The organism is Sulfurovum sp. bin170 (assembly GCF_010892395.1).
GTDB lineage: Bacteria > Campylobacterota > Campylobacteria > Campylobacterales > Sulfurovaceae > UBA1140.
Genome location: NZ_JAACKB010000461.1, coordinates 1 through 3,053, shown reverse-complemented (window position 1 = coordinate 3,053; position 3,053 = coordinate 1). Strand labels below are relative to the sequence as shown.

Sequence of the window (3,053 nt, the reverse complement as noted above, 5' to 3'; positions counted from 1 at the left end):
GCATCTAACTTTTAAATGTGTTTCTTCTATCTGCTCCAATCAAGAGTCTCAAATTATTTTCAAAAAGGATGATATAAAAACTATAGCAAAGGATACGCAATCAAAAATTTTATCACAAAAAGTATATGGGTCTTCTCTGTCTTTTATGGTGATTTTAGCAAGTGAGGATTTTATCAATATGTTTAAATTGGATACAGATAAGCATATTGATTGATAATTTCATAATTAAGGAGCGAAAAAATGAAAAAAACAATACTATTCATAACATTACTTAGTGTTATGCTATCAAGTGAAGAGGTAAACTTTAGAGAATTAGCCAAACTAGCTAGTGAAGATTTGGGTAAGAACATCTTTATAGATGAGGATATAGAGGGTTATACTCTAGACTTCAATATACATGCCAAACTCAAAAGAGGTGAATTGTATGAGTATTTCAAGATAATGCTTACTGATAATAATATGTCTCTCCAGTACAATAAAAGAGGTGATTTCTATTTTGTGAGAGATATTATATCACCTATCAAGCCAACACCTCCACCAACTGCACCAAAAGAGATACACTCTGCTCTAGTCAAACACTATTATACTTACAAGATAAAAAATATCACAAATGTAGATGTATTAGACTCGTTAGAGATATTTGAGAATATAAAATATAAGTATCTCAAGCAGTCTGATATGATAGCCTATAGTGCTACTGTATCCCAACACAAAGAGATAAGAAGAATACTCAAAGCAAGTGATAGAAGTGTATTTGCAAAGAGTATCAAGATTACTATATTTAGCATAAACAAAAACAAGCTCAAAGAGATAGGCACGAGCTTTGAAACATTTGGCATTAATCTAACTACAAAGATAAGAGACAATCTATCTAGTAGCTCAACTAGTGTCTTGACATTTGGAAATGAATATCAAGTCAATGCTTATCTAAAAGCCCTAAATGTTTGGGGTGTTACTAGTATATCTCAGTCACCTACTCTACTACTCACAAATGGCATAGAGACAACATTGGAAAGTGTGGCTAATATACGCTATTCTTTGGGTTCTAGTTCTGTGAGTAATACAGTAGGAAGCACCACATCAGAGAATTATCAATACAAAGATGTAGGACTAAAAATCAACATAAAGCCAAAGATAAAAAAGAGTTTTGTATATCTTGATTTATCTCTCATAAGTGAAGATTTGATTAGCCTAGAAGAGGATAACCCTAGAGTAGTCAAGATAGCATACAAGAACTCATTTAAGGTCAAAAAAGGTAAACCACTACTACTTACTGGCATCAATAAGACCATCATCAAAAATCTAAAATCAAGCATACCATTTTTATCAGATTTACCACTAATAGGCTTCATATTCAAAGGCTCAAACAAGAGTAAAGAAGAGCAGAACATTAATATAATGATAGAGGTACTTTGATGTCTAAAACCTATGGACTAACAAAAGATGATTTAGAGTTTGCAAAATACAAGATGAATAAGCAAAGGAGTTTTTTAGAAAATAATCATTTTGTTACTAAGCACGGTGAGAAAAAAACACTCCTTGAACTCTCTTACTCTGCCAACTTATCAGAACGCTATTATAGTCGTCTTCTAAATAAGATTGATACTTTTACATCTACTTCTACTGCTCAAGGTCTTGTACCTATATTTCTTACATGTACACTTGACGGCTTTTTTAGAGATTTCAAAATTGGAAAGTTTGATAGGTTTGATGAATATACCCAAAAGCTGTATAAAAAGCATATACCCAACAACGATAGAAGTGGTCATTATTTTGAAGCTATTACAAAAAAGATAAAGCTTGACAATAAAGACCTGTACAAAATATTATCTCATCAGCTCCATAACTTCAATCGTTCTAGTACTCTGCAAGGGATTAGAAAAGATGGTGATAACTATACTTATATCAGAGTCACAGAGCCACATAGAGATGGTACGCCACACTTTCATCTCTTGATGTTCGTACCACAAGATAGAATATTGGATATAAAGATGGAATTTGAAAAGTTCTTTCCTGCTCCACAGAACCATAAAACCAAAAAGGGTGGAGGATATATATCTGATGGTATCAGAGAAACTAATGGTTTCCAAACAAATATCAAAAGTGCTAGTGCCTATATCTTGAAATATCTGCTAAAGAGTTTCATAGATGTTAAAAATCAAAATGATATAGATTATTTACAGTCTTGGTATATGCTAAATAGGATACCACGGCTAATCACTACTCATACTCTAGTTAGTCAAGAGGTATATCAAACTGCGTCTATAGTAGAAAAGGACTGGTTTTATCTAACTGAAACAAAACTAGAAGGACTATATGAGAGAGATGTAAAAAATAACTACTTCAAACTTGTAGATAGTAATAATAGGTCTATAACTTATCAAAACGGACTGCTAATACTATCCAAAGGAGATAAGATACTCAAACACTATGGAGAGTATAAATATGCTCCTAGGGTTGTTATCTTAAGAAAAATGAAGTTTAGTATAGATGAACCAAAAGAGTATAATATTTTAGATAGATATGAGATATATCAACCAAAGAAACAATATAGTTACTATATATGTAAAAACTTCAAAGATGGTTCTAGGCTTATTATTGGTATGGGTGGTGAGATGTATTTTACTGCTCCAGTTGAAACTCCTATTCATTGCTTCCCTGATGAGTATGATTTATATTATCTCTATGACGAGATAGTAGATATACATACAAACTTTGATAATCACTTGGAGTATTTAGTAGAGCAACACTCACCTAAAAAAATTCCACTCAAAGAATATCCAGCTTATGCACTTAATAATTATCAGTTAGTGACTCAATTTTATTCATATAATATTGAAGAAACTGATTATTTACGCTATATAGGTTTAAATAATGAGATTTCAGAAAGAGGATTATTCAAACTAGATAAGATAGATATTCTTGCATATCGTAAAGAAGAGAGATTAGCTATAGAAAAATATGGATTTTAAAAGGATATTAGATGGGTATAGAAATAGATATAGCGATAGCTTATATATTGGGTTCAAAATCACAAACTTTATATAAGCAAT

The 3,053-nt window shown here is 31.4% G+C and carries 3 protein-coding genes; all 3 read left to right on the top strand.

The window, feature by feature from the left end; genetic code table 11:
- A partial coding sequence (locus tag GSY74_RS10805) for a hypothetical protein (RefSeq protein WP_223157534.1) occupies nucleotides 1–214 on the top strand: 214 nt, incomplete at its 5' end.
- 26 nt (nucleotides 215–240) lie between these two features.
- On the top strand, nucleotides 241–1,416 hold the full coding sequence (locus GSY74_RS10735; RefSeq protein WP_164665146.1) for a type II and III secretion system protein: 1,176 nt from the start codon (nucleotides 241–243) through the stop codon (nucleotides 1,414–1,416).
- The gene (locus GSY74_RS10730; RefSeq protein ID WP_164665144.1) at nucleotides 1,416–2,972 is read left to right on the top strand and encodes a replication endonuclease; all 1,557 of its coding nucleotides are present in this window, start codon (nucleotides 1,416–1,418) and stop codon (nucleotides 2,970–2,972) included. Before GSY74_RS10735 ends, GSY74_RS10730 begins: the two co-directional genes overlap by 1 nt.
- Nucleotides 2,973–3,053: the final 81 nt, after the last annotated feature.